Origin of the sequence: Massilia sp. UYP11, assembly GCF_050434805.1 — a bacterium.
Taxonomy (GTDB): domain Bacteria; phylum Pseudomonadota; class Gammaproteobacteria; order Burkholderiales; family Burkholderiaceae_D; genus Telluria.
Map to the genome: position 1 here is coordinate 25,213 of NZ_JBNDJE010000001.1, position 24,212 is coordinate 49,424.

The following is a 24,212-nucleotide window of genomic DNA, read 5'->3' on the forward strand; positions in this document are numbered from 1 at the left end:
AACACATCACCTTTCAAACGTACTGAGGATAACTATGCAATTGGTCAAAACCACCCGAGATACGCTTCTCCGGCCACTGCAGATCGTGAGTGGTATTGTCGAGCGTCGGCACACTATGCCGATTCTGGCCAATATCCTCATTCGCAAGACCGGCGAGAGCGTGTCCTTCCTGTCGACCGACACCGAAGTGCAGATCACCACGCACGCCAATATCGGCTCGGGCGACGACGTGACCGGCACCACGGTGGCCGCGCGTAAACTGCTCGACATCCTGCGCGCGCTGCCGGAATCGGGCGACGTCACCATGACCCTGCAGAACAAGCGCCTGGCGGTCCAGAGCGGCAAGTCGCGCTTCGCGCTGCAGACCCTGGCGGCCGAGGAATTCCCGACCGTCTCGGTGGCCGACAGCTACAACGCCTCGGTGACCCTGCCGCAGAAAACGCTGAAGCACCTGTTCAATATGGTGTACTTCTCGATGGCCCAGCAGGACATCCGTTACTACCTGAACGGCCTGCTCCTGGTGCTCGACGGCAGCAATATCATTGCCGTAGCAACGGACGGCCACCGCCTGGCGTTCTGCCAGGTGGAGACCGAGCAGCAGTTCGAGCGCCAGGAAGTCATCATCCCGCGCAAGACCATCATCGAGCTGCAGCGCCTGCTGGAAGAAAGCGATGAAACCGTGCGCCTGGACATCGCGGCCTCGCAGGTGAAACTGACCTTCGCCGACATCGAGCTGGTCTCGAAACTGGTTGAGGGCAAATTCCCTGACTACACCCGCGTGATCCCGAAGGGGTACAAGAACGACTTCACGATCAGCCGCGATGAACTGCTGCGCTCGCTGCAGCGCGCCGCGATCATGACCAGCGATAAATTCAAGGGCGTGCGCTGCATCATCGAGCCGGGCGTCATGAAGATCAGCTCGACCAATGCCGACCAGGAAGAAGCGGTCGAAGAACTCGAAATCGACTACGGCGGCGACGCGATCGACATCGGCTTTAACGTCACGTACCTGCTCGACGTGCTGAACAACCTGAAGTGCGACCAGGTGAACATCGCCCTGGGCGACTCGAATTCGTCGGCGCTGATCTCGATTCCCGACAATGGCGACTTCAAGTACGTCGTCATGCCGATGCGTATCTAAGAAGGTTGGCTCGACGGCATCGCGAAGAGTCATGCGTTAGCTTAAACCCGTCATTCCCGCGCAGGCGGGAATCCAAGTGCGGTGTGATCCGCCAGCAATCTTGGGTTCCCGCCTGCGCGGGAACGACGGTTCCGGGGTTGCAGGCCAGTGTTGAAGCCAGCTAGCCGCAGGCAACCGGATCCACCCGTTTTATAGAAAGCAGTCCATGTCCGAGAATATCCCAGCAGAAAAGCCCGTCGAAGTGGCGGATGAATACGGCGCCGCCTCGATCCAGATCCTGGAAGGCCTGGAAGCGGTGCGCAAGCGCCCGGGCATGTATATCGGCGACACCTCGGACGGCACCGGCCTGCACCACCTGGTGTTCGAGGTCCTCGACAACTCGATCGACGAAGCGCTGGCAGGTTATTGCACCGAGATCCACGTCACGATCCACTCCGATAACTCGATTTCGATCACCGACAACGGCCGCGGCATCCCGACCGGCGTCAAGATGGACGACAAGCACGAGCCGAAGCGCTCGGCGACCGAGATCGCCCTGACCGAGCTGCACGCCGGCGGCAAGTTCAACCAGAACTCCTATAAAGTGTCGGGCGGCCTGCACGGCGTCGGCGTATCTTGCGTGAACGCACTGTCAAAGCTGCTGCGCGTGACCGTGCGCCAGAACGGCAAGGTGCACCAGATGGAATTCACGCGCGGCGTCCCGGTGGATCGCCTGATCGAGATCCGCGACGGCTTCGAGGTCTCGCCGATGAAGGTGATCGGCGAAACCGACAAGCGCGGCACCGAGGTGCATTTCTGGGCCGATGAAACGATCTTCACGCTGGTGGAGTTCCACTACGAAATCCTGGCGAAGCGTATCCGCGAACTGTCGTTCCTGAACAATGGCGTCAGCATCAAGCTGACCGACCAGCGCACCGGCAAGGAAGAGCTGTTCGCCTTCGAAGGCGGCACCCGCGGCTTCGTCGAGTACATCAACAAGGCCAAGACCGTGCTGCACCCGACCGTGTTCCAGGCAACGGGCGACCGCATGTCGGACCAGAACACGAATATCTCGGTCGACGTGTCGATGCAGTGGAACGATTCGTTCAACGAGCAGGTGCTGTGCTTCACCAACAACATCCCGCAGCGCGACGGCGGCACCCACCTGACCGGCCTGCGCGCGGCGATGACGCGCGTGATCAACAAGTACATCGACGAGCACGACTTCGCCAAGAAGGCCAAGGTCGAGATCTCGGGCGACGACATGCGCGAAGGCCTGACCTGCGTGCTGTCTGTGAAAGTGCCCGAGCCGAAGTTCTCGTCGCAGACCAAGGATAAGCTGGTGTCGTCGGAGGTGCGCGGCCCGGTCGAGGAAATCGTCGCCAAGACGCTCACCGACTTCCTGATGGAAAAGCCGAACGACGCCAAGATCATCTGCGGCAAGATCGTCGAAGCCGCCCGCGCCCGCGAAGCGGCGCGCAAGGCGCGCGACCTGACCCGCCGCAAGGGCATCATGGACGGCCTGGGCCTGTCCTCCAAGCTGGCCGACTGCCAGGAACGCGACCCGGCGCTGGCCGAGCTGTACATCGTCGAGGGTGACTCGGCGGGCGGTTCGGCCAAGCAGGGCCGCGACCGCAAGTTCCAGGCGATCCTGCCGCTGCGCGGCAAGGTGCTGAACGTGGAAAAGGCGCGCTTCGAGAAGATGCTGTCGTCGGAACAGATCACGACCCTGATCGCGACGCTGGGCACCTCGATCGGCCCGGACGAATTCAACGTCGACAAGCTGCGCTACCACCGCATCATCATCATGACCGATGCGGACGTCGACGGCGCCCACATCCGTACGCTGCTACTGACCCTGTTCTACCGCCAGATGCCGCAGCTGGTGGAACGTGGCCACATCTATATCGCGCAACCGCCGCTGTACAAGGTCAAGGCCGGCCGCGACGAGCGTTACCTGAAGGATGACGTCGAAGAGGCCAGCTACATGATGAACGTGGCGCTGAACACCGCGTCGCTGATTCCACGCGAAGGCGCCGAGCCGGTGACCGGCGAGGCGCTGACCGAGCTGGCGCGCAAGTACAACCTGGCCAACGCCATCATGATGCGCCTGGCGCGCGTGATCGACCGCGCTGCGCTGACCGCGATCTTCAGCGGCGGCGTAGCACTGGACCTGACGACGCTCGAGAGCGCGGAAGCGTCGGCCAAGGCGATGGAAGCGGCGATCAACGATCCGGCGGTGAAGGTCAAGGTGAAGTCGGACGAGCTGTCCGAAAAACACGGCCTGCGCATCGAACGCATCTACCACGGCAACGTGCAGGTGACCGCGATCGACGCCGACTTCGTGGCCGGCGCCGATTACGGCGTGCTGGCCGATTCGGCCGCCACCTTCCAGGGTCTGATGGGCGAAGGCGCGATCGTGCGCCGCGGCGAAGGCGAGCGCATGAAGGAATTCGCGGTGCGCGATTTCCATCAAGCGATGGAATGGCTGCGTGAAGAAGCCGAACGTGGCGTGTCCAAGCAGCGCTATAAAGGTCTGGGCGAGATGAATCCGGAGCAGTTGTGGGAGACCACGATGGATCCGACCGTGCGTCGTTTGCTCAAGGTGCAGATCGAGGATGCGATCGCGGCGGATCAGATCTTTACGACGCTGATGGGGGATGACGTCGAGCCGCGCCGTAACTTCATTGAGACCAATGCGCTGCGAGCTGGCAATATCGACGTTTAAGCGTATTGCGCTTCAAGTCAAAACGGCCTCTTCGTGAGGCCGTTTTTTATTGCTGTTCAATCCTGCTCGGGTATCGGCCGCACCACCAGGAACTGGTACGACATCGCGCCAAGGAAGGCAATGCCGGCGCCCGTCAGCAAGGCCGGCACGAACGACCAGCCCTGCGCAATATAGCCGGTAAAGATCGGCGCCAGGGCGCCGCCGATAAAGCCGCCAAAGTTCTGGATCGCCCCCAGCGAGGCAATGCGGCTGCGCGGCGCCACCGCGGTCACCAGCGACCACGAACAGGCCGACGCCGCATTGGCCAGGAAAATCACGACCGAAATACAGGCAATCGCCGCGGTATTGCTCTCGACCAGCGCGGCGGGAATCGTGAACGCCACCATGCCCAGCATCGACAGCACCACCGCCGTCCGACGACCTGCGACGACCGATTTCGCGCGGCGGGTGATCTGGTCCGACGCCCAGCCGGCCGACAGCGCGCCCAGGAAACCGCACAGGAAGGGAATCGTCGCCGCCACGCCGACATAGGCCACGTCCATCTGACGTTCCGTGCGCAGGTAGCCCGGCAGCCAGGTAAGGAACACCCAGTTCAAATAGACCGATCCGAAGAAGCCAAGCAGCATGCCCCAGGTGGCGCGCTGGCGGAACAGCGCGCGCCAGGACGCGAAGCCCGTTGCCGGCGCGGCCTCCGAGGCCTGGCCTTCGTCCAGGTAGGCACGCTCGGCGTCGGTCAACTCTTCGCGCACCGGATCGCGATACAGCATGACCCAGACGATGGCCGCGACGATGCCCAGCGCGCCAGTGATGAAGAAGGCCCAGTGCCAGCTGGTCGCGGCGATCAGCGGCGACAGGCACAAGGGCGCCAGCGCGAAACCCAGCGGCGAGGCCGAGTTATAGATGCCCGTCGGCGTGCCGCGTGCACGCAAGGGGAACCAGTTGCTCACCACCCGCGCCGCGGCCGGGAATTGCGGCGCCTCGCCGATGCCCAGCACGACGCGCGCCAGCACGAACCAGCCGAAGGTGGAGACGAGTCCGCCCGCGGCCTGGGCCAGCGACCAGACCACCAGTCCCGCGCCAAGCAGCCAGCGCGGCCCGATCTTGTCGACCAGCGCGCCGACCGGCAGCTGGCACAGCGCATAGCTCCACGAGAAGGCCGACAGCAGCACGCCCATCTCGCCAAGCGAGAGGCCGAGGTCGGCGCGGATGAATTCATTGGCGACGGCCAGTGTGGCGCGGTCCAGATAGTTGATGACGCCGGTGACGACCAGCAGCACCAGTGCCAGGTTCTGGCGGTAGCGGATGCGCGGCGTTGCGGTCAGGTAAGTAGGGGTAACGTTCATTTCGGGATGGTATCAAACGACACCAGTCACCGGTTACGCCTTTTTTCTCCATGGCATGTTTGCAACACAGCGGCTGCAGCATGCACATCCCGCGCTGCCATCCGCTCCGGGCTGTGCAGGACGCCCAATCGCGCGAAAGCCAGCGCACCTGCCAACGTCCACAATGCGACCATTCTCGAGGAGTTCGATTCCTGCTCACTCACTGACGCCATAGCGAGAGCGACCAGTATCATGTGAGAAGGACTTGGTATGCGCCTCCACCGAAACACGCTTCCCGATGCCAATACCGATTTCCTGCGCCGCGTGCAAGCGGCTGCAAAGACTGATGTGATGTCATTGTCGAGCGAAAAGCCGCGCGCGACTAATGCGCACGGCTTTTCGGCTCGATCTGATCCTCATATTCATTCAGACGTCTCAGGACAACCGGATTGTCGCCGTACTTTTTCTTGAGACGGGCAAGCCTTGCGTCCGTGCCACGGCAAAACTTGTCGATCTGACGACTCACCTCCTTCATTCGCTCGATATCCTGCGGTTCCGGTATCTCACCGCGGAAGTGGTCGCAAGCGTCTCTTCGCTCGACGAAGGCCGACACGTCACTTGGCATACGTTCAGCAGCGTGAAGAGATAGACAGGTGAGCAGCAGCAAGAGCGTGATTGTCTTCACGGTAGGCTCCTCAAGCACCATTGTCAGCCCAATGTGGCTCGTCTCGTCCACGTCGGTTGTATTTGATGACACCGTAGCTTTCACCTACCCGATGGAGCTGCAAATTCATGCCGCTCCACGGAGGCGCACGCGCCAGCGCGCGTTAGCGCGATCATCCGGGAAGCTTGCACGATCATCCGAAGATGCGGGTCAGCGCCTACGGCAGCCTGATCTTGACCACCGCATTGCCGGACGTGACATACAGATTACCCTTGCCGTCCGTGACGATGCCGCGCACGTCGGCCAGGCTGCCCGGCAGGTCGCCGGTGCGCAGGGTCGTCGAGCGCGTCGATCCCGCCACCGTCGTGACCACGCCCTCCGGCGTGATCCTGCGCACCAGGTTGTTGATCGCATCGGCGGCGTACACATTGCCGCGCGGGTCGACCGTCAGCGCCACCACCTGCTCGAAGCGCGCGGCGTTGCCGATGCCGTTGATCGATCCCCGGGCATTCGGCGCACCGGCCAGCGGGATCATGTTGTTGACGCCGATAAAGCCATTCGGGTTCCAGCGGCTGATCTGGCGATTCAGGTCGAACACGAACACGTTGTTGTTGTTGTCCACCGTCACGCCGCGCGGCTCGAACTGGCTCACGCCAGTCAGGTCGTTCACGACGGATTGACCTTCCAGCATCAGCGTCTCGCCCCCCGCAATCCTGCGTGTACTGTAGCTATTGGTGATGAACAGGTTGTCGTTGGCATCGACCGCGATCGCGCCGGGCACCACGGAATCCAGCCGGCCCGCGCTGACATTGCTCCCGATCGGAATCGTCGCCGTGGTGCTGACGCGTCCAGCGGAAGTAATGCTCCGGATGCGCAGATTATCGGCCACATAGATGGTGCCGCGCCGGTTGACCGCCACGGCCACCGGATCGCTGAAGCGGGCATTGCCCGCGTCGCCATCGACCAGGCCGCTGGTGCCGGCCGCCCCGGCCACCGTCGTGACCACGCCGGCCGGCGTGATCTTGCGAATGACGAAGTTGCCGGTGTCGGCGACATACAGATTGCCATCGGCATCGATCGCAATGCCATGCGGCGATTTGAAGCGCGCAGCCGCACCGGTGCCGTCCATCGTGCCCTCGACCGTCGGATCGCCCGCCAGGATCGACAGCGCGGCCTGCGGTGGGGGCGCTTCGCCGCCATCCCCACCGTCTTCGTCCTTCGGTATGCCGTCGCCACAGGCGGAGCACAGCAGCATCAGCGCGGCGGCGCCGCACAGCTTGAGCCGAAGGCGGGCAGTATCGAGGGCATTATTGAGGGAGGTAGCGGTCACGGCACGGCGGGTCATGAATCTCTCCAGGAAGGTCCGTCTTCGATGCTATCACGCAGCAAACCACCCGCTGCGCCTCTCAGCCATGACGCCAGCATAAAATGCGGCGCCGCCGCTCTAGAACGGCGCCAAAGCGACACTTTCGCCGTGCCGTCCCCGTTCAACAAGATATTGAATTCCCCATACTTTCTTTTCCGCAATCGGCTATTTCCCGCTTGACATACGGTCGGGAGTTCCTTAAAGTCGAAATTATGTCTTTCACCCTGCATCTGTCGACCACCCTACCAGCCGCCGGCGCGCTATCGCTGGCTGCCCTGCTACTACGCGCGTAACGCTTCGCCGTACGTCCCGGCTCCGCCGGCCCCAACAGCAGCAGGATTCGCACCGATGTCTACCACGCCATTTTTCGCACCACCGAATGTCCCCACCGGGTTCGCCGTGGCGGCCGGCTCGCGCGCAGGCATCCGCCTGCTGCTAAAGCTACCGATCGGTTGCCGGGCCTAGCGTTTTCGTGGCCCGTCCGGCAGCCTGTCGCCACCTCTCAGACCTACAAGGTCGCCCAGTGACCACCCCATCAGGAGCCCCGATCATGCTGAACAACCCCGCCACCAAATACCGCCCTTTCCCCGCCGTCCCGTTGACCGACCGCCAGTGGCCGAGCCGCGCCATCACCACGCCGCCGATCTGGATGAGCACCGACCTGCGCGACGGTAACCAGGCATTGATCGAGCCGATGAGCGTCGAGAAGAAGCTGCGCTTCTTCAAGATGCTGGTCAAGATCGGCATCAAGGAGATCGAGGTCGGCTTCCCATCCGCCTCGCAGACCGACTTCGACTTCGTGCGCATGCTGGTGGAAGACAAGCACATTCCGGACGACGTGACCATCATCGTGCTGACCCAGTCGCGCGATGAGCTGATCCGCCGCACGGTGGAATCGGCGGTCGGCGCCAAGCGCGCCATCGTCCACGTCTACAACTCGGTGGCGCCGGTGTTCCGCCGCGTGGTGTTCGGCATGGAGCGCGACGAGATCGTGCAGATCGCGGTCAAGGGCGTCCAGCTGATCAAGGACCTGGTGGCCCAGCATCCGCAGACCCAATGGGGCCTGGAGTATTCGCCGGAATCGTTCTCGACCACCGAACTCGATTTTTCCAAGCAGATCACCGATGCGGTCAGCGCCGTGTGGCAGCCGACGCCGGACAACAAGATGATCGTCAACCTGCCGTCGACCGTGGAAGCGGCCACGCCGAACGTCTACGCCGATCAGATCGAATGGATGTGCCGCCACCTGAACAACCGCGAATCGCTGGTGATCAGCGTCCACCCGCACAATGATCGCGGCACCGCGGTCGCCGCCGCCGAGCTGGCGGTGATGGCCGGCGCCGACCGTGTCGAGGGCTGCCTGTTTGGTAACGGCGAGCGCACCGGCAACGTCGACCTGGTCACCCTGGCGATGAACCTGTACACGCAGGGCGTCAATCCGGGCCTGGACTTCTCGGACATCGACGCCGTGCGCCAGCTGGTGGAAGACTGCAACCAGTTGCCGGTGCACCCGCGCCATCCGTATGCGGGCGACCTGGTGTTCACCGCCTTCTCGGGCTCGCACCAGGACGCGATCAAGAAGGGCTTCGCCAAGCAGCAGCCCGACGCACTCTGGGAAGTGCCGTACCTGCCGATCGACCCGGCCGACCTGGGCCGCAGCTACGACGCCGTCATCCGCGTCAACAGCCAGTCGGGCAAGGGCGGCATGGCCTATCTGCTGGAACAGGAATACGGCCTGCAGCTTCCGCGCCGCTTGCAGATCGAGTTTTCGCGCGCCGTGCAGCGCGTGGCCGACGAAAGCGGCCGCGAGATCAACGCCGGCGACCTGCACGCGCTGTTCGCGCGCGAATACCTGGAGCAGGTCGAACCGTATCACTACATCTCGCACCGCATGGTCGAGGACAGCGAGCATGACGTGCAGCTCGACGTGACCGTGGCGCGCCACCATGCGCAGCAAACCTTCGCCGGCACCGGCAACGGTCCGATCGACGCTTTCGTGAGTGCGCTGGGGCTGGAGATCCGCCTGATGGACTACCACGAGCATGCGATCGGCTCGGGCGCCGATGCGCGCGCGGCCTGCTACGTCGAACTGCGCGTGGGCAATGGCCCGACCCTGTTCGGCGTGGGCATCGACAGCAATATCGTGACCGCTTCGTTCAAGTCGGTGCTGTCGGCGGTGAACCGTCACATGGCGGCCAGCGGAGAGAATTCGGCCGCGCTGGCGGCCTGAAGAAGGGGGACAGGGCGCGCGGCGCCCTGCCGGCGCCGCCAGTCGATCAGCGGCGGCGCTGCGGCGCGCGGCGCGGGCCGGCCGGTCCGCGCGACTCGAGGTGGCGGAACACGATGCGGCCCTTGGTCAGGTCGTAGGGCGAGAGTTCGAGCGTGACGCGGTCGCCCATCAGGATGCGGATGTGGTTCTTCTTCATGCGGCCGGCCGTATAGGCGATCATCTTGTGGCCGTTTTCCAGCTCGACGCGGAAACGCAGTTCCGGCAGCACTTCCGACACTAGGCCGTTCATTTCGATCAGTTCTTCTTTTGCCATGCAGGTTCTCCTGGGTGCGCCGCCGGAAGGATTCGGGCGTCGTTGATGCGGGGGATCGTTGGGCCCGGCATCGAGCGCCAGGAGAGGGATGAAAAAAAAGCCCGCATCCTGCGGGCTTCGTTTCAAAGCATTACCGATGTATCGCCACTCCCGCCCATGCTATCTGCGTGGTGCCGGAGCTATGGACGCCCGCGCTATCTGCGCGGTGCGGCCGCTGTACAGGCTGACTGACATACCGAAAACACGTCCCCCGGAAAGTCGCGCACTGCACAGGCGCGGTCACGGATCAGGGGACTTTCGACCAGGCGTGGCCTGATCGATTGGTCGAGTATAACAGCTTTCTTTGTGCGGCGCACAAATAATTTTCGCCGATGTCAGAGCGGCGCCGGTTCGTCGCCGTCGTCGCGGCCGGCCCTGAAGCGTTCGGCCACGATCGACGCATCGTCGTCGAGTCGGGAAGGGACGGCCGCCTCGGGCGGATCGAGCATGTCGGCCAGCATGGCGTGCAGTTCCGGCGTGTCCCACTCCTCGCCCGCGCGCAGCCGGCGGTGGATATAGTGCTGGATCTCGCTATGCTGTTCGGCGGTCAATGGCAGGCCGTGGAACGTGGTGCCCGGGGTCGCTTCGCGCATGCTGCCTCCTGTGCCCCGCCGACATGGCCGGATGTGTCGACTATACGCCGGCGCGCTCCGGGCGGCGCGCGCTTCACGCCGTCCCGCTCGTCCCGCCCATTCCGCTCATCCGGTCCAGCATCTGCAGCGAGGCGCGTTCGCTCATCACCAGCACCAGTTTCAGGCGCGCGCGCGTCATGCCGACGAAGAGCTTGCGCAGCGCGCGTTCGTCCAGTTCCTCGAAGTCGATCTCGGTGAAGATCAGCGCCGGCGCCGACTGGCCCTTGAAGCGGTACACCGATTCGGCCAGCAAGCCCCCTTCGCGAAACACCGGGTTGCCGAACAGGTCATAGGCCCCCGTGAACGAGCGCAGCGTGTGCGAATCGCTCAGGCGGTCGAGCCTCAGGATCGCCGATTTCTCCCGCCCGCGAAACGCGCAGATCGCGATGTCCTGGCGCCCGAAGCCGGCCGCCAGGCACGAGGTCACGGCGCGCCGGGTCTGCGCCAGCATCGCTTCTTCGTCCCCTTCCGGATACGTCAGCTCCTCGATGTCGGCGCCCTTGAACGGACTGCCCGCCTCCACCGGCTGGCGCGCGGCGCCGAGCGCCGTCAGCATGTCGACGATCTGGCGCGGGCTGCGGTAGTTGGTATGCGAATGCAGGGTGACCCAGCCCGGCAGCGGCACCATCGCGCGGCCGTACAGGTTCTGGTCCGGGTCTTCCATCCAGATCGCGCGCGCGCCCGGCTTGAGCATGCGCAGCACGATGTCGCGCCAGGCCACCGAGAAGTCCTGGCCCTCGTCGACGATCACCACGTCGAACTGCCAGGTCTCGGGCAGCTCGGCGTCCGTCATCGAGTGTTCGATGCGGTCCCAGACGTCCGCCGCGCCATAGTCGGGCGTGACGTCCTGCGCGCGCAGCCAGGCGTCGGACAGCATGTGGAAGGTGGCCACCCGTCCGCCGGCCGGCGCCAGGCGCTCGATGTGGTCGGCCAGCGGCCGGTTGAAGCAGACGTAGAGCGGACGCAGGCCGGCGTCGAGCGCGGCCGTGTATTCGGCCAGCGCCAGCTGGGTCTTGCCGCTGCCGGCGGTGCCGATCACATGCAGGCGGAACGGCGCGAATTCGAGCCGTCGGGCCCATGTCGCCAGGCCGCCCGACAGCCGCGTCACCATGTTCACCGCGTTGCCGATCATGGCGCTCGGGTCGGGCCGCAGGTTCAGCGTGTCGCCCAGGAAGCGCGTGACCTTGTCGAAGTCGTCGGTGCGGTCGGTGACCGGCAGCGACTCGCGGATCACCCGCGCCAGCCGCGGCTTGCTGGTGGCGTCGATGATGTGGTCGGGATCGATCCCGGCCAGCTGCTGGTCGCGCACGATGTAGTCGGGGCAGTACAGCAGATAGTCGACCGACAGCGCGCCATGGTAGCGCTTGGTCAGCCCCTCGACGGTCGCCAGGATCTGGCTGCGGATCTTGCGCGGTTTACCCTGGTAGCTTTTCACCAGGCCTTCCGGGGTCTCGTTGAGAAAGCCGGCCACCTGCTCGATCACCAGCATGCGGCCGTTCGGGGCGAGCACGATGAAGTCGACGTCGCCATACACCGAGTAACCCTGCTCGACGTTGGTCCAGTGCACGCCGTGGTAAATGACGTAGGGGGTGTCGGCCAGGCGCTGCTCGAGATAGGCCAGGGTTTCGATCTCGCGCGCGGCGGCGCCGGTGACCGCCATCTCGCGCCAGCCGGCAGGTTGGATATGGGCCATGGTGTCCGCAAGCGTTAGTATGGTGGAAACTATTGTAAGTCTGTTTCCATCATAGTCACACACCGTTGTGCGGGGAACGCACATCGGGCCATCAATAAGGGGCAATTCATTGCCATAACGAAAAATTCATTGTCGTGGGGCGCCTAACTCATGCACACTTTCGTTCATTAAGCTTTGCAGGATCCTTTGTGCATTTTCCCCCCGTCCCTTTGCCAGTATCGACACGCGCCCCGCTGTGGCGCCTGTGGTCATGCCTGCTTCTCGTCCTGGGCCTGTGCCTGATGGACGCAGCCCATGCCAAGACCTATACCTTTGATGGCGGCAAGGTGCTCAACTGCAGACACAAGGCGAAGGTCTATACCTGCCCCAACCTCCGGTTGCCCGATTGGGACGACAACATGGTCATCGAAGACGGCTATACCGTCAACGTCAGCGACGACGTCAGCTTCGGGTGGAACCAGGGCCTCAGGATGTCGGGCACGGCGCGCCTGACCAGCACCGGCAGCATCAACCTGACCGGCCTCGGGCCCGGCAGCCTCTTCATCAATGGCGGCTCGTTCGAGGCGGGCGGGAACTTCGCGGTCGGGGGGCGGACGCCGTTCAGGGCCGACGTCACCGCCGGCACGCTCACGCTGGGCACCGGGACCGATATCCGGATCACCGGCAAGATGGTGTCGCGCGGCGCGGTATCGGTGGCCTCGAACGCCACCATCATTGGGCCGGTGAGCGGCACGTCGATCATGACCAACTCACCTTTCAAGATCACCGGCGACGTCACGGCCAGCGGCACGCTCAAGATTGCGTCCGGCGCCATCATCGAGGGCGCGATCAAGGGCTCCGTCATCACCGCCGATTCCCCGGTCACGCTCACGGGCAACGTCACCGCCACCAGCAGGTTCACCCTCGGCTCCGGCAGCACGGTCAGCGGCAATATCGTGGCGCCGGAAGTCGAGCTGCATGCCTCGAAGAGCAATATCACCGGTAACATCACCGCCAGCAAGCTCCTGACGATGGGCGACTCCGTCAAGGTCAAGGGAACGGTCGATACCGGGACGCTGACGATGAATGCTTCCAACGCCATGATCGAAGGCGCCGCCAAGGTCAACTTCGCCACGCTGTACTGGAACGGGCGGGTCACCCAGCCCATCGTGTGCAAGGCGGGCACCCGTCCCGGCCATTGCGACTGCGTCGACAACCAGAGCGGCAACCCGGTCAACTCCACCAACGGTCCGCGCTGCGAGGGTCCCAGTCCCGTGGCGGGCACCTTGAGCCATTTCCTGATCGAGCATGACGGCAACGACGCCGCCACCTGCTCGACCAAGGAAGTCAAGGTCAGCGCGTGCACCAATGACAACTGCAGCCAGACGCTCTCCACGCCGACCCGGGTCACCATGCAGCCCGGCGGCGCCAGCGCCAGTTTCACGGGTTCCGGCACGGTCCAGGTAGCGAGCGCCCGCAAGGGTGTCAACCAGCTGTCGCTGACGTCCGACGGCGCGGCAACGCCGGTCCGGTGCCGCAACACCAAGAACAACGCGGCCAGCTGCGACGTCAACTTCACGGGCGATGTCGGTTTCCGGGTGTCCGTGCCGGACCACAAGGCGGGCAACTGGGTGCGCGCCGAACTGCAGGCGCTCAGGACGGACGGCGCCGCCTGCGTGCCCACCTTCGTCGATGTCAAGAAGCCGGTCCAGTACTCCTGCAGCCATACCGAGCCGAAGACCGGCACCTTGCCGGTAAAGCTCCGGCGCACGGAATCCAGCCCCGACACTGCCGTCGCGCTGATGTGCGACCCCAACAAGCTGGTGCTCTGGGAGACCACCTTCGACGGCCAGGCGAGGACGGCCATCGAGCTTACCTATACCGATGCCGGCAAGGTGACGCTCAACGCGAAGACGGATGACATCAGCGGCGCCGACGCGTTTATCGCCGCTCCGGACCATTTCGTCATTGCCACGCCCAGCCCCTTGCGCGCGGGCCTGGACTTCGACGTGACGCTCACGGCGAAGAACGCCGACAACAACACGACCCCCAATTTCGACAAGAACGGCTACACCGCCACCGGCGCGACCACGACGACGGTCAGCATGCCCTGCAAGGCAGGCAACGGTGTCATGCAACCGGTCGAGACCGAGTTCAGCGGCGGGAAGGCCAAGATCGCGGCCAACTTCACCGAGGCCGGCTGGATCAACCTGCAGGCGGAGTTGAACGAGTTTCTCGGCAGCGAGGTGACGACGGTCAGCGCCACCGGCAACAATGCGGTCACGCCCTGCACACTCGAGGTCGGCCCCTTCGTGCCCATGTACTTCCAGGTCGAGCTGAACGACACCGGGCGCATCGTCGCGGCCAAGGACGGCAAGGAACTCGCCTACTACTATTCGCGCGAGCCGATCCCGCTCAAGGTCACCGCCATGAACGCACAGGGCCAGCCGACGACCAATTATCCGGACGTTTATGGATCGGATCACGCATTCGCCCTGAGCGCCGTCGCCACCGACGGCACGTCGCTTGACGCCGGCGCCGGCACACTTGCCGGGACGCTCGCGGAGAGCGATTTCGTGGCGGGCGTCGCCACCTGGACCCCTTCCACCAAGTCGCCACAGGCGACCTTCCAGTTCACGAACCCGCGCGCCAAACCCATGCAGATCCGCGTGCGCGTGGAAAACAAGGCGGCCACCGGCGCCCTGCCTACCGGCCACGACATCACGTCGGCGGGCGCATCCGCGCATGAAAAGGCGCAACCGGAAATCCGCATCGGACGGCTGCGCATCGCCACGGTATTCGGGCGCGCGGCCTCCACGCTCAAGCTGCCGGTCACGGCGGAATACTGGAGCGGCAACAGCTGGCTGCGCAACGACAAGGACGATTTCACCATCGTGCCTGCCGCCGCCATCGCACAAACCTCGCATGCGCACGCCAACGGCAGTGGCGCCAAGCCCAGGACCCAGGTCTTTTCCGACCTGGAGCTGGGGGGCGGCGAGGCCCTCCTGCCAGTCCAGGGCGATGCGGCCGGCTGGATCGACATCGCCTTCAACCTCGGCCCCGGCACTGGCGTTGGACCAGACCAATCCTGCCTGAAGTCGCATCCAACCACCACGTTCGCCGGCATGCCCTGGCTGCAATCGCTCAGCGGCTGCATCGACCCTTCCGGGCGCGCCACCTTCGGCATCTTCGCGCCCGAGAGCCGCCGCATCATCCACATGCGCGAGGTGTTCAATTGAAGCGCGCATGGCGGCGTCAAGCCGGCTTCACGATGGTCGAACTGGTCACGGTGATGGTGCTGGTCGGCGTGCTGGCCGCGATCGGCATTCCGCGGCTGATGGGCGGGAACAGCATCAATGCGGTCGTCTTCGGCGACCAGGTGGCCAGCGCATTGCGCACGGCGCAGAAGAGCGCGGTGGCCAAGCGCCGCATCGTGTGCGTGACGACCTTCGAGCGACGCATTGAACTGCGCATCAGCACGGCTGGCGGCGCGGCCGCCTGCAACCTGCAGCTCGACGGCGCCGGGGACGGCACGTTCGACAGCACCGATGACAAGATCAGCATGAACAATCCGCAGCCCGCGCTGTTCTTCCGTCCGGACGGCACCATCGCCGCCACGGCGGGCGGGGCGCCGCTCGAAGGCTTCGACGTCACGGTCAGCGATGCCAGCGGCGTGCGGCGCACGATCCACGTCGACGGGAGGACCGGTCTTGTCAATTAAGCGCATGGCCGGGATGACCCTGGTCGAACTGATCATCGCCATCGTGATCGTGGGCACGGCGCTGGCCGGCCTGGTCGCGGTCTACAACCGCGCCAACGTCGCCAGCGCCGACCCCTTGATCACCCAGCAGATGCTGGCCATTGCCGAGACCATGATGGAAGAGGTCATGCTCAAGCCCTATATGACGGATGGCAGCAATGCCCCACAGCCGGCAATCCGCGCCGACTACACCGAGATTGACCACTACAACGGGTACGCCACCAGCGGCGGCATCGTCGACGTGGCGGGCGATCCGGTCGCGGGCCTGGGCCGCTACGACGTCGCGGTCAGCGTCACCCCGACCACGCTGACGAACATCGCCAATGCCGCCGATGTCCGGCGCATCCAGGTGGTGGTGACGGAACGCGGCGGCCAGCAATTGCAGCTCACCGGATGGAGGACCAAGCCATGGCAGCCAGCGCAACCATGAGGCGCCCTCGAGCGCGCGGCTTCACGCTGGTCGAGCTGATCGTCGTCATCGTCCTGATCGGCATCATCGGCGGCGTGCTCGTCCTGCAGCTGCTGCCCGCGATCCGCAGCTACCTGCTGGTCGGGCAGCGCGCGGCGCTGACCAACCAGGCCGACACCGCCCTGCGCAAGATCGTCGGTGAAGTGCGCAGCGCGGTGCCCAATTCGCTGCGGCTCGAATCGTCCACGTGCATGGAACTGGTGCCGACCAAGGATGGCGGCCGCTATCGCATGGGTCCCCACGTCGACCGCGACGTCGACCCCGTCGTCGTGGCCGGCGACTTCCTCGACGATACCGGAACCAAGACCCGCTTCGACGTGCTGACCGACGCCGTCAATGCGCCCGTGCCGGGCGACGCCATCGTGATCGGCAACCAGAACACGAGCGACGTCTATAACGAGGTGAACGTCGGCATTGTCAACGCATCGGGCGTTCCCACGAACGCCGCCACCGGGGTGTCCAGCATTACCCTCGATGCCGCGATCCAGATCCCGCCGGGCTACGATGGCGGACGCTTCGTGGTCGTGCCGAAGGACGAAAAAGTCGTCACCTACCTGTGCCTCGGCGCGAAGCTGGACAAGGACACCGGCACCGGTGCGGGCAAGCTGTATCGCCTCGCCGACGCCAACTTCCACCTCGACCCGACCTGCCCGGCCGTGGCGCCGGCCGGCGCGGCGCTGGTGGCGGACAAGGTGTCGCATTGCGCCTTCATCTATTCCCCCAACCAGGGCGCGACCCAGGAAAGCGGCTTCGTCCAGCTGCAGCTGACCCTGAGCGACAAGGGCGAATCGGTCCCGCTCACCATCGGCGCCCACGTGGACAACGTGCCATGAGCCGCCCGCGCCCACAATCCGGCTTCGCCTACATCGCGGCGATCGTGTTCCTGGTGGTGATCGCCGGAATCGCGGTGGCCCTGCTGCAGCTGACCACGACCCAGCAGACCACCGTCAACCAGGCCCTGCTCGGCGCCCGCGCCGGCCTGGCCGCGCGCGCCGGCATCGAATGGGTCTACGAGGACCTTGGCAGCCGCTGCGCGCAAACCGGCACCATCACGGACCTCGGCGATTTCGTCAACGACGCCGGTTTCCACGTCAGGGTCACGTGTTCGTACCGCGTCTATCTGGAAGGCGAGCAACTCGACGCCAGCGGGGCGCTGGAAGCGGTCGTCAAGCACATCTACCGGATCGAGTCGGTCGCCTGCAACCGCAATGGCCCCGGCGCTTGCCCGGACGACGCCAGCGTCCCACGGCCGGACTATGTGGAACGGAAACGGGTCGCCACCGTCTGCATGACCGCCAACAACAACAACAACAACCCGTTCTGCAACTGAGATTGCTATCCATACCGAAACAATGATCTCGGTTTTCGAGGAATGATTTTTTCCCGATAACAGCGCATCATGGAGTCCTCAACCATCCCGAGGAGCATTCCATGACCCCATCCAAAGTCGCCATCGTCACCGGCGCCTCGCGCGGCATCGGCGCCGCCGTCGCCCGGCGCCTGGCCGAAGACGGCTACCGCGTCGCCGTCAACTACGCCAGCAATAGCCAGGAAGCCGAGAAAACCGTGGCCGAGCTGCACGCGGCCGGCCACACGGCCATTGCGATCCAGGCCGACGTCGCCCAGCCCGACCAGGTGCGCGCATTGTTCGACACCACCGAGCGCGAGCTGGGCAAGGTCGACGTCCTGGTCAACAATGCCGGCATCCTCAAGACGGTGCCGCTGGCCGAGACCAGCGACGCGCTGTTCGCGCGCACCTTCGCCATCAATGTGCAGGGCAGCTTCAACACCATGCGCGAAGCGGCCACCCGCCTGAACGAAGGCGGCAGCATCGTCAACTTCTCGACCAGCGTGGTCGGCCTCAAGCCGCCCGGCTATGCGATCTACGGCGCCACCAAGGCCGCCGTCGAGACGATGAGCCAGATCTTCGCCAAGGAGCTGCGCGGCCGCCGCATCCGCGTCAACGTGGTGGCGCCGGGCCCGGTGGCGACCGAGCTGTTCTTTGACGGCAAGACTCCCGAGCAGATCGCCCATTTCGCCCAGCTGCCGCCGCTGGAGCGCCTGGGCGAGCCGGACGATATCGCGCGCGTCGTGTCCTTCCTGGCCGGCCCCGACGCCGCCTGGGTCAACGGCCAGGTGCTGCGCGCCAACGGCGGCGTGGTCTAGCCGGAGCAATCCTTGCGGAGCATTTCACCCGATTTACAGGGTGTAACAGGCGCATCAACGCCACCGCACCGCCAGCAGCACGATGTCGTCGCCGCCTGGCGCTTCACGACATCCTGTATGTAGGACAGGAAGGCCCCCACCAGGTTGGTATCGGATTCTTGGATCATGGGAAGATTGGATGAAATCTGCTTCCCGCTAATCAAGGCGCATGGCATTCGGTCGCCAATCGAACTACCGTTGTTCCGCCCTCTCCTATAATCGGGCCATGACCATTCTTTCACCGGCTTCGCAGATGGGCTACCGCCTGGCGATCTTCGACTTCGACGGCACGCTGGCCGATTCCTGGCCCTTCTTCCTGAGCGTGTTCAACGATATCGCCGACCAGCATGGTTTCCGGCACATCGACGCCGGACAGGCCGAGCGGCTGCGCCACTACGGTCCGCGCGACGTCATGCGTCACGTCGGCATGCCGGCCTGGAAGCTGCCGTTCGCCTCGCGTTCCTTCATCGACCGCATGCGCGCCGTCACCGGATCGGGCCGCATCCCGCTGTTCGACGGCATCGGCGCAACCCTGCGCGAGCTCGACCGCGCCGGCCTGCGGCTGGCGGTGGTGTCCTCGAATGCCGAGGAGAACGTGCGCGCCGTGCTCGGGCCCGAGCTGGCGGCCCTGATGGGCCAGTACGAATGCGGCATGTCGATCTTCGGCAAGGCCGCGCGCATCCGCAAGGTGGTGCGGCGGGCGAGCACGCCGCCATCGCAGGCGCTGTACGTGGGCGACCAGACCACCGACGCCGACGCCGCGCGCCGCGCCGGCATCGCCTTCGGCGCGGTCAGCTGGGGCTATGCGCCGATCGAGATGCTGCGCCGGGTGGCGCCGGAACGCGAGTTCGGCGCGCCGGCCGACCTGCTGTCGCTGGCGCGGCAGTAAGCGTCAACTGCCGAAGTCGGCGTTGCGCTCGATCGCCTTGCGTACCGCCGTGACGAGACCGGGATAGCTGCCGGCGCGGCACAGGTTGTCGGGCGGCGTGCATGGCGCCGGATTGCGCTCCGGATCGCGCTCCGGATCGTGCACCGCGGCGCGTGGCGCAACCGGAGCGGCGCCGGGACGGGCAGTCAGGCTTTGGTCTTCATTCATGGACAGGCTCGCTTGGTGGAAGATGGGAGGCTCAGCCCTTCACGCACACCACCTGCTTGAGGGTGTGGACCACGTCGACCAGCTCGCGCTGGGCGTGCATGACGGCGTCGATGTCCTTGTAGGCCATCGGGATTTCATCGATCACGCCTTCGTCCTTGCGGCATTCGACCCCGCGCGTGGCGCGCTCCTGGTCGGCCACCGTGAAGCGGCGCCTGGCTTCGGTGCGGCTCATCACGCGACCCGCGCCATGGCTGCAGCTGTGGAAGCTTTCTGGATTGCCCTTGCCGCGCACGATGAAGCTGCGTGCGCCCATCGAGCCGGGAATGATGCCCAGCTCGCCTTCACGCGCGGACAGCGCACCCTTGCGCGTGATCAAGACGTCCTTGCCGAAGTGGCGCTCGCGCTGCACGTAGTTATGGTGGCAATTGACCGCTTCTACATGCGTCTCGAAAGGCTTCCTGATCACGCTGCGCACCGCGCCGATCAGGTTCTGCATCATGACTTCGCGGTTGATGCGCGCGAACTTCTGGGCCCAGCCGACCGCCTCGACGTAGTCGTCGTAGTGCCGGGTGCCTTCTTCGAGATAGGCCAGGTCCTGGTCCGGCAGGTTGACCATGTGGCGCCGCATGTCCTGGCGCGCGAGCTCGATGAAATGGGTGCCGATCGCATTGCCCACGCCGCGCGAGCCGGAATGCAGCATCAGCCAGACGAAGTTTTCCTCGTCCAGGCAGACCTCGACGAAGTGATTGCCGCTGCCCAGGGTGCCCAGGTGCTTGTAGTGGTTCGCATGGCGCAGCTTGGGGTACTTGCGGCAGATCTCGTCGAACTCGCTCTTGAGCCTGGCCCAGCCGGCATCGACGGCCGGCGGCGGGTTGTCCCAGGAACCGGCGTCGCGGCCCCGGGCGTGTCGCGTCTTCGGCGACATGCCATGCGGCACCGCCTGCTCGATGGCGCTGCGCAGCTTGCCCAGATTGTCGGGCAGGTCGCCGGCGCGCAGGGTGGTCTTGGCAGCCATCATGCCGCAACCGATGTCGACGCCGACCGCGGCCGGGATCACGGCCCCCAGGGTCGGAATCACGCTGCCGATCGTCGATCCCTTGCCAATATGGACGTCGGGCATGACGGCGACGTGGTGGAAGACGAATGGCAGTTGCGCCAGTGCCGACAACTGTTCCTTCGCGCCAGGCTCGGCCGGCACGCCCCTGGTCCACATCTTCACGGGGCGGCCATCCGCCGGACGAAGCTGGTCCGTAGCGCCGAGCAATTCATAGTCGTTGTGGTCCATGCGGCGCATGATCGCGCAAAACGACAATCCGCGCTGTCCGCCTGAATCGGCCCCGCCTGTATCGCTATTGCTATACTCGGCACACCACACTGTTGCATGAATGAACAATGACACTGCCGATGCGCCTTTCCCTCGTCCTCCTGGCTCCGCTGCTGCTGAGCGGCTGCTTCCTCGAGACGGCCACCTATTCCATCGATCCCAATACCGATCACGCGATCACGGTCAGGGTCGAGAAAGACACCTTTTGGGCCAAGGAGGGAACGTTGCGCGTGATCATGTCGCGCCTGCCGGAATGCCAGCGCCAGCTCGAGCTGGGTTCGGTATGGCTGTCGGGTTTGCAGGTAGAATTGTTCGGCAACGGCAACAACATCTATACCTTGCGCGCCGACGACCAGGCCTGGCAGATCGACACCACCGGCTGCACCGAACGGCAGGCGCCGGATGCCGACGCCGTCACCGGCCTGCCGCTGGGAATCTTCGCACTCGGCGACGACGACAAGCTCACCTTTGAAAAGCCGGAAGCGTCGACCGGCGAGTAATCAGGGCCGCAGCCAGCCGCGCCCGATCGGCAGCGCCAGCAGCCGGTGATAGACCAGCTCGAGCGCCGGCAACGCCCGGGCGCAGGCGGCCTGCGCCAACGGCGTATAGGCCAGCAGCGCAAAGCCGCCCGACACCAGCAAGGCCCCGATCATGTCTTTCGGCCAATGCACGCCGAGATAGACGCGCGACCAGGCCACGACCAGCGACAGCGGCAGCATCACCAGTCCCAGGCTGCGCGCCAGCGGCACGCGGCTGAAGGCCAGCACCAGCGCCACCGAGAAGATGCTGGTCGCGTGGTCGCTGGGGAAGGAGCTGTCGGGGGCATGCAGCAGGAAGGTATGGCCGACCTCGGCCACGAAAGGACGCGGGCTGTACCACAGGTGGCCGATCATGGCGTTCAGCGTCAGCGCACAGGCCGCCGCCAGGAAGGCGCGCAGCGCCACCTCGCGCCGCGGCCCCGTTCCGCTGGCCCACAGCAGCACCAGGGAAAAAGGCACAAGGAAAATCAGCCATTCGGCCGCGAACACCGCCCCCAGCAATTGCCAGCCAGTCAGCTCAGCGTGGGCATTCAGGACAGAAAACAGGATCAGATTGACGTGCTCGAACATGGCGCAGGGCTATTGATGAAAGATTGATAACTTTTTTCATAGCTTAGCCCATCCATTCTTGTGCACCTTTGGCAAAGTGCAACAGAATGTGACAAAAAGGTGACAGCACCCCAGGCTGTGCCTAGCGTTTGTGTAGCAAGGAGCGCAACTGGGCGAGTTCTTCCTGCCGTCCCGCTTTCTCCAGCACGCTTTCGAGCAGCGACTGGCCATTCTCGCGCTGCATGGTCCACTGCGTGAAATACTCGTGCACGGTACGCCAGGGGGGATAGCCGGCCGGCATTGCGCGCCAGGTGGAGCCGGTATGCAGGAAGTACAGCACGGCGCAGAACACATCGTACAGATCATGCTTGCGCGGACGCGTCTTGCGCCGGGCCGCCTCGAGCATGGGGCGTATCACCTCGAACTGCTCACGAGTAATATCGCTGGGATAGGCTGGACGATCCATATTGACCTCCAAAACAACTTGGAGGTCCTGATCTGGAACAGGTTCCCGTTGTATTTACACGGCAACCTGTTCCCGGAATCTCAGTCGCGTGCCAGTGCCAGGAACTCGGTGCGCAGCGCCAGGTTCGGTTGCAGCTCGCCCAGCAGGGTCGAGGTGATGGTTTCTTCGCCGATGGCGCGGATGCCACGGCTCTCCATGCACATATGGCGGCACTTGACGACGACGCCGACGGCCTTCGGTTCCAGCACCTCCATCAGCGCATTGGCGATCTGCATCGTCATGCGTTCCTGCACCTGCAGCCGCTTGGAGAAGATGTCCACCAGGCGGGTCAGCTTCGACAGGCCCACGATCTTCCCGTTCGGCAGGTAGCCGACGGTGGCCTTGCCGAAGAACGGCGCCAGGTGGTGTTCGCAATGGCTGTAGACCGGGATGCCGCGCACCACGATCAATTCATTGTATTCCTCGGCGCCATCCTCGAACGCCTTGAGCACTTCCACTGGATCCTGGTCGTAGCCCGAGGTCCAGTGTTTCCAGGCTTTCGCGACGCGCGCCGGCGTTTCGACCAGGCCCGGACGTTCCGGATTTTCGCCCAGGCTGGTCAGGAGACGACGCCAGTCGTGTTCGGTGAAAGCTTCTTTGTCAGACATGGTGCACCTTAAAAAAACGATTGCCGCAAGTATATAGGGAAGCACTGTGGCCGGCTGCCGGCCGCCTTATTCTTGAGGAAAATTAAATCCTATATCACACGGTTAGCTTAGCGTTGAGCGTGGTTCCAGCCTGGGAGAGCGCTATGTTCGGCAGCACGGTTCTGGAAGTCGCCATCGGCTTGGCATTTTGCTACGGCACCCTGGCGCTGGTCGTCACCACGTTGCAGGAAGCCCTGGCGGCAAGCTTCCGGCTGCGCGCCGGCATGCTGCAGGACGCCGTCAAGCGCATGCTGAACGATCCCCGCTTCGACGCCACGGCGCGGGTGCTGTATGCGCATCCGCTGGTCAACCCGCGCGCCGGTGGGCTCGATCCCGGCGCACGCCTGCCCGCCCGGCTCCGTCCATCCTACATCGAACCGGCCAACTTCGCGATCGCGCTGATCGACGCCATCCGCGGCAGCCACGGCTCGCTCGAGGCCGACATCGCCGCCGTTCCCGACCCCCAGCTGCGGCGCACCCTGCAAACGCTGTACCAGCAGGCGGGCGGCGACCTGCAGCGCTTCCAGGCGGCCCTTGCCGGCTGGTTCGAAACCGCCATGGAACGCCTGTCCGGCGTCTACAAGCGGCGCCAGCTGCTGATCTCGTTCCTGGTCTCGCTACTGCTGGCGATCCTGTTCAACATCGACAGCATCCACCTGTTCCAGATCCTGTGGCAGCATCCCGCCATGGCCGCCCACATCACCGCCGTGCCCGACGGGCTGGACGCCGACGTGATGGCCCAGCTGTGGGTGCTGCCGATCGGCTGGCAAGCCTTTCCTCCGGTGCTCGATGCCGATTTCGCGCTGCAGGCCTCGGGCTGGCTGGTCACCGCCAGCACCACCTTGTTCGGCGCGCCGTTCTGGTTCGACATCCTGCAGCGCGCGATCAACCTGCGCAGCACCGGCGCCAAGCCGGCCCCGCTCAATGCCGAACAGGTCATGGCGCCGGCGCCGGCCACCGCCCGCGCGCCGGATGGCGTGACCGTGGTGGTGGCGCCGACCCGGCCCTGATCCCGCTTCCCTGAATGCGTCC

22 protein-coding genes and 1 pseudogene are annotated in these 24,212 nt (G+C 64.7%); 12 read left to right on the top strand and 11 right to left on the bottom strand.

The genetic code is table 11. The features are described 5' to 3' along the window. The first annotated feature begins 34 nt into the window (after window positions 1–34). The gene (dnaN, locus tag ABIB38_RS00145; RefSeq protein WP_005664571.1) at window positions 35–1,141 is read left to right on the top strand and encodes a DNA polymerase III subunit beta; all 1,107 of its coding nucleotides are present in this window, start codon (window positions 35–37) and stop codon (window positions 1,139–1,141) included. Between the two features lie 205 nt (window positions 1,142–1,346). After that, window positions 1,347–3,848, top strand: coding sequence for a DNA topoisomerase (ATP-hydrolyzing) subunit B (gyrB, locus tag ABIB38_RS00150; RefSeq protein WP_429200710.1), 2,502 nt, complete (start codon window positions 1,347–1,349; stop codon window positions 3,846–3,848). 56 nt (window positions 3,849–3,904) lie between these two features. On the opposite strand, the gene ABIB38_RS00155 is transcribed toward gyrB, so the two are convergent. From ABIB38_RS00155 to ABIB38_RS00165, 3 genes are all read right to left on the bottom strand, one after another. Next, window positions 3,905–5,191: an MFS transporter gene (locus tag ABIB38_RS00155; protein WP_429200712.1), complete on the bottom strand. Its 1,287-nt coding sequence runs from the start codon at window positions 5,189–5,191 to the stop codon at window positions 3,905–3,907. Between the two features lie 361 nt (window positions 5,192–5,552). Further along, the gene (locus ABIB38_RS00160; protein ID WP_429200714.1) at window positions 5,553–5,855 is read right to left on the bottom strand and encodes a hypothetical protein; all 303 of its coding nucleotides are present in this window, start codon (window positions 5,853–5,855) and stop codon (window positions 5,553–5,555) included. 196 nt (window positions 5,856–6,051) lie between these two features. Beyond that, complete coding sequence (locus ABIB38_RS00165) at window positions 6,052–7,179, bottom strand: hypothetical protein (RefSeq protein ID WP_429200715.1); 1,128 nt, start codon at window positions 7,177–7,179, stop codon at window positions 6,052–6,054. A gap of 568 nt (window positions 7,180–7,747) precedes the next feature. On the opposite strand from ABIB38_RS00165, the gene leuA reads away from it, so the two are divergent. Continuing rightward, window positions 7,748–9,430, top strand: a complete 1,683-nt coding sequence (gene leuA, locus ABIB38_RS00170; RefSeq protein WP_429201772.1) for a 2-isopropylmalate synthase — start codon at window positions 7,748–7,750, stop codon at window positions 9,428–9,430. A 46-nt stretch (window positions 9,431–9,476) separates the two neighbouring features. On the opposite strand, the gene infA is transcribed toward leuA, so the two are convergent. The 3 genes from infA to ABIB38_RS00185 all read right to left on the bottom strand — a co-directional run bounded on the left by infA (window position 9,477) and on the right by ABIB38_RS00185 (window position 12,107). Further along, entirely contained in the window at window positions 9,477–9,743 is a 267-nt protein-coding gene (gene infA, locus ABIB38_RS00175) for a translation initiation factor IF-1 (protein ID WP_005664553.1), read from the bottom strand. Between the two features lie 374 nt (window positions 9,744–10,117). Further along, a complete protein-coding gene (locus ABIB38_RS00180) occupies window positions 10,118–10,375 on the bottom strand; it encodes a hypothetical protein (protein ID WP_429200717.1) in 258 nt (85 codons plus the stop codon). Window positions 10,376–10,448: 73 nt separating this feature from the next. Further along, complete coding sequence (locus ABIB38_RS00185) at window positions 10,449–12,107, bottom strand: ATP-binding domain-containing protein (protein ID WP_429200719.1); 1,659 nt, start codon at window positions 12,105–12,107, stop codon at window positions 10,449–10,451. A 281-nt stretch (window positions 12,108–12,388) separates the two neighbouring features. Here ABIB38_RS00185 and ABIB38_RS00190 point away from each other — a divergent pair, with 281 nt between their 5' ends. From ABIB38_RS00190 to ABIB38_RS00220, 7 genes are all read left to right on the top strand, one after another. Then, on the top strand, window positions 12,389–15,325 hold the full coding sequence (locus ABIB38_RS00190; RefSeq protein WP_429200721.1) for a DUF6701 domain-containing protein: 2,937 nt from the start codon (window positions 12,389–12,391) through the stop codon (window positions 15,323–15,325). Continuing rightward, window positions 15,322–15,807: a pilus assembly FimT family protein gene (locus ABIB38_RS00195; RefSeq protein ID WP_429200723.1), complete on the top strand. Its 486-nt coding sequence runs from the start codon at window positions 15,322–15,324 to the stop codon at window positions 15,805–15,807. Before ABIB38_RS00190 ends, ABIB38_RS00195 begins: the two co-directional genes overlap by 4 nt. Continuing rightward, a complete protein-coding gene (locus ABIB38_RS00200) occupies window positions 15,797–16,276 on the top strand; it encodes a type IV pilus modification PilV family protein (RefSeq protein WP_429200725.1) in 480 nt (159 codons plus the stop codon). The genes ABIB38_RS00195 and ABIB38_RS00200 overlap by 11 nt, the downstream gene beginning before the upstream one ends. Further along, window positions 16,273–17,148: a prepilin-type N-terminal cleavage/methylation domain-containing protein gene (locus ABIB38_RS00205; RefSeq protein WP_429200727.1), complete on the top strand. Its 876-nt coding sequence runs from the start codon at window positions 16,273–16,275 to the stop codon at window positions 17,146–17,148. Before ABIB38_RS00200 ends, ABIB38_RS00205 begins: the two co-directional genes overlap by 4 nt. Then, window positions 17,145–17,645, top strand: a complete 501-nt coding sequence (locus ABIB38_RS00210) for an MSHA biogenesis protein MshP (RefSeq protein ID WP_429200728.1) — start codon at window positions 17,145–17,147, stop codon at window positions 17,643–17,645. The genes ABIB38_RS00205 and ABIB38_RS00210 overlap by 4 nt, the downstream gene beginning before the upstream one ends. Before the next feature lie 101 nt (window positions 17,646–17,746). After that, window positions 17,747–18,481 carry an SDR family oxidoreductase gene (locus ABIB38_RS00215; protein WP_429200730.1) on the top strand — a complete coding sequence of 245 codons (735 nt, stop codon included), beginning with the start codon at window positions 17,747–17,749 and terminating at the stop codon, window positions 18,479–18,481. 265 nt (window positions 18,482–18,746) lie between these two features. Further along, the gene (locus ABIB38_RS00220; protein ID WP_429200732.1) at window positions 18,747–19,409 is read left to right on the top strand and encodes an HAD hydrolase-like protein; all 663 of its coding nucleotides are present in this window, start codon (window positions 18,747–18,749) and stop codon (window positions 19,407–19,409) included. Window positions 19,410–19,412: 3 nt separating this feature from the next. Here the strand turns inward: ABIB38_RS00220 and ABIB38_RS00225 are convergent, their stop codons facing one another. Both ABIB38_RS00225 and ABIB38_RS00230 read right to left on the bottom strand, forming a co-directional pair. After that, the gene (locus ABIB38_RS00225) at window positions 19,413–19,616 is read right to left on the bottom strand and encodes a hypothetical protein (protein ID WP_429200734.1); all 204 of its coding nucleotides are present in this window, start codon (window positions 19,614–19,616) and stop codon (window positions 19,413–19,415) included. 31 nt (window positions 19,617–19,647) lie between these two features. Continuing rightward, window positions 19,648–20,901 carry an RtcB family protein gene (locus ABIB38_RS00230; protein ID WP_429201774.1) on the bottom strand — a complete coding sequence of 418 codons (1,254 nt, stop codon included), beginning with the start codon at window positions 20,899–20,901 and terminating at the stop codon, window positions 19,648–19,650. Between the two features lie 119 nt (window positions 20,902–21,020). On the opposite strand from ABIB38_RS00230, the gene ABIB38_RS00235 reads away from it, so the two are divergent. Next, window positions 21,021–21,440, top strand: a complete 420-nt coding sequence (locus ABIB38_RS00235; protein WP_429200735.1) for a hypothetical protein — start codon at window positions 21,021–21,023, stop codon at window positions 21,438–21,440. On the opposite strand, the gene ABIB38_RS00240 is transcribed toward ABIB38_RS00235, so the two are convergent. The 3 genes and pseudogenes from ABIB38_RS00240 to folE all read right to left on the bottom strand — a co-directional run bounded on the left by ABIB38_RS00240 (window position 21,441) and on the right by folE (window position 23,141). Then, window positions 21,441–22,049, bottom strand: coding sequence for a phosphatase PAP2 family protein (locus ABIB38_RS00240; RefSeq protein WP_429200737.1), 609 nt, complete (start codon window positions 22,047–22,049; stop codon window positions 21,441–21,443). A gap of 169 nt (window positions 22,050–22,218) precedes the next feature. After that, a pseudogene (locus tag ABIB38_RS00245) lies at window positions 22,219–22,494 on the bottom strand (transposase); the annotation flags it as partial. Between the two features lie 80 nt (window positions 22,495–22,574). Next, on the bottom strand, window positions 22,575–23,141 hold the full coding sequence (gene folE / locus ABIB38_RS00250) for a GTP cyclohydrolase I FolE (protein ID WP_109345918.1): 567 nt from the start codon (window positions 23,139–23,141) through the stop codon (window positions 22,575–22,577). A gap of 143 nt (window positions 23,142–23,284) precedes the next feature. Here folE and ABIB38_RS00255 point away from each other — a divergent pair, with 143 nt between their 5' ends. Continuing rightward, entirely contained in the window at window positions 23,285–24,190 is a 906-nt protein-coding gene (locus ABIB38_RS00255; protein ID WP_429200738.1) for a hypothetical protein, read from the top strand. Window positions 24,191–24,212 lie beyond the last annotated feature (22 nt).

Coding starts and splice junctions, on each gene's coding strand:
- ABIB38_RS00220 (WP_429200732.1), top strand. CDS start 18,747: ATGACCATTCTTTCACCGGCTTCGCAGATGGGCTACCGCCTGGCGATC.
- infA (WP_005664553.1), bottom strand. CDS start 9,743: ATGGCAAAAGAAGAACTGATCGAAATGAACGGCCTAGTGTCGGAAGTG.
- gyrB (WP_429200710.1), top strand. CDS start 1,347: ATGTCCGAGAATATCCCAGCAGAAAAGCCCGTCGAAGTGGCGGATGAA.
- dnaN (WP_005664571.1), top strand. CDS start 35: ATGCAATTGGTCAAAACCACCCGAGATACGCTTCTCCGGCCACTGCAG.
- ABIB38_RS00225 (WP_429200734.1), bottom strand. CDS start 19,616: ATGAATGAAGACCAAAGCCTGACTGCCCGTCCCGGCGCCGCTCCGGTT.
- ABIB38_RS00165 (WP_429200715.1), bottom strand. CDS start 7,179: ATGACCCGCCGTGCCGTGACCGCTACCTCCCTCAATAATGCCCTCGAT.
- ABIB38_RS00205 (WP_429200727.1), top strand. CDS start 16,273: ATGAGGCGCCCTCGAGCGCGCGGCTTCACGCTGGTCGAGCTGATCGTC.
- ABIB38_RS00255 (WP_429200738.1), top strand. CDS start 23,285: ATGTTCGGCAGCACGGTTCTGGAAGTCGCCATCGGCTTGGCATTTTGC.
- ABIB38_RS00240 (WP_429200737.1), bottom strand. CDS start 22,049: ATGTTCGAGCACGTCAATCTGATCCTGTTTTCTGTCCTGAATGCCCAC.
- ABIB38_RS00210 (WP_429200728.1), top strand. CDS start 17,145: ATGAGCCGCCCGCGCCCACAATCCGGCTTCGCCTACATCGCGGCGATC.
- ABIB38_RS00185 (WP_429200719.1), bottom strand. CDS start 12,107: ATGGCCCATATCCAACCTGCCGGCTGGCGCGAGATGGCGGTCACCGGC.
- folE (WP_109345918.1), bottom strand. CDS start 23,141: ATGTCTGACAAAGAAGCTTTCACCGAACACGACTGGCGTCGTCTCCTG.
- ABIB38_RS00235 (WP_429200735.1), top strand. CDS start 21,021: ATGCGCCTTTCCCTCGTCCTCCTGGCTCCGCTGCTGCTGAGCGGCTGC.
- ABIB38_RS00155 (WP_429200712.1), bottom strand. CDS start 5,191: ATGAACGTTACCCCTACTTACCTGACCGCAACGCCGCGCATCCGCTAC.
- ABIB38_RS00215 (WP_429200730.1), top strand. CDS start 17,747: ATGACCCCATCCAAAGTCGCCATCGTCACCGGCGCCTCGCGCGGCATC.
- ABIB38_RS00230 (WP_429201774.1), bottom strand. CDS start 20,901: ATGGACCACAACGACTATGAATTGCTCGGCGCTACGGACCAGCTTCGT.
- ABIB38_RS00190 (WP_429200721.1), top strand. CDS start 12,389: ATGGACGCAGCCCATGCCAAGACCTATACCTTTGATGGCGGCAAGGTG.
- ABIB38_RS00180 (WP_429200717.1), bottom strand. CDS start 10,375: ATGCGCGAAGCGACCCCGGGCACCACGTTCCACGGCCTGCCATTGACC.